The 1,571-nt window shown below is 71.8% G+C and carries 1 protein-coding gene; it reads right to left on the reverse strand.

Annotated features, from left to right (window positions below):
- The coding region (locus G554_RS0109405; protein ID WP_036925331.1) for a hypothetical protein at positions 1–1,544 on the reverse strand (1,544 nt) is incomplete at its 3' end.
- Positions 1,545–1,571 lie beyond the last annotated feature (27 nt).

Raw genomic sequence — 1,571 nt, forward strand, 5'->3', positions numbered from 1 at the left:
GCGCACCAGGCCTGGGTGGAGTAGGTGAGCGAGTCGCCTGCCGCCGACCCCAGAGCTGTGGGCGGGGTGAGACCGCGTCCCGGAGCGGCCCCGAGGTCCGGCGGGTGCTCCAGGCCCATGGGGTGCATGCCGCCGCCCATGGTGCCTGTGGTGGTCAGGTGTATCAGCCGGGGTAGTGCCTCGGGGTGGGCGGACTGGTCGTAGATCTGCGAGACGGTGGTGACGGCAGCCGGCAGGTATCCCTTGTCGGGTGCGGGCGCGCAGACCGTGACGTCGTGGCCGGTCACAGTGGCGCAGGTGGTGTACCCGTACCGGTCGGCCCACAGCTGGTCGACGTCCTGGCTCGGTGGCCGGGGAGTGGCGATCATCGCCGCCAGGGCCAGCAGCAGGCAGGCCGGGGCCATCCAGATCCGCCCACTGCACCAGCCGGCGCAGACACCGAGCACAGCACCGACGGCCACCTCGGCCAGCACGATGAGGGTGGGTGGCCATCCGGCGAGGAACTCGGTGACGACGACGCTCGCCCCGACTCCGTGGGAGGCCAGATCCCAGGTGGACATGAGCGCCAGGATCAGGGCCGGAGCCCCCACTGCGATGACGGTGGTGAGGGCTGCGGCACCGCAGGCCCGTCCCAGCAGTGTCCAGGCCGGGCGGCCCGACAGCTTCTGCCAGACCGCGACTCCGCTGCGCCAGCGGTACTGGCCTGTCACCACGCCGGCCAGTACCGCGCAGGGTATGGCGATGAAGAACGAGGCGGGGATCTCGCCGGCCAGCAGGAGCCTGGGGCTGCCGCCCCACCACGACAGCGACGTCACCCACGGCCAGGCCGAGACGACGGCGACCAGGCAGGCCATCGGCACGGCCAGGGAGGCTCTCCTGATGCCGGCCCGGGCACTGGAGCGGTGGGGCGTCACGGTGCGGTGGTGGGGTCGCCCATCGGGGGCGGTTGGGCGTGGGGTCCATGTCAGGCCGTTGACGAGGACGACGACTCCGGCCGCCCCGATCAGCAGGCACAGCGGAATACTCAGATTGGGCACGCCCGGGTCCAGCAGCAGGTCGGCCGGGGCGCGCAGCGCTCCCCACAGTCCCAGGGACAGTCCCGGGTGCAGCGGCCAGCTGAACATCATCGATGCCAGTGCCGCGACCAGCGGGGCCACCCAGATGGCGGCCGGCGGCAGGACGGCCAGGCTCAGCAGGCCCAGCCCGAGCAGGGCGACGGCGTCGCGCCAGGTGGCGATGAGTCCCCATTCGCCGATGGTGGTGGGGAAGGCTGCCAGGGCGATGACCGCGCTCGTGAGGACAGCGATGCCCAGCAGGGCCCACCGGCGGGCCGTCAGGGATCGTGGGGCGGTGCGGTCGGTGTCGGTCTCGGTGGTGAACATGAACAGCAACGGGACGACACAGACGGTGGCGATCCACAGTGGGGCCACCTCGATCTCGCTTCCGTCGGAGCTGATGGGGAGCACCAGTCCGCGCACGACCGCCGAGGCGATGACGGCCACCGCGACCGATGGTCCCACCCGGTGGTGACGGGCCCACAGCATGACTCCCGTGTGCCTCACGGTGTCACC

The organism is Acidipropionibacterium thoenii DSM 20276, assembly GCF_000423445.1.
GTDB classification, from domain to species: Bacteria; Actinomycetota; Actinomycetes; order Propionibacteriales; family Propionibacteriaceae; genus Acidipropionibacterium; species Acidipropionibacterium thoenii.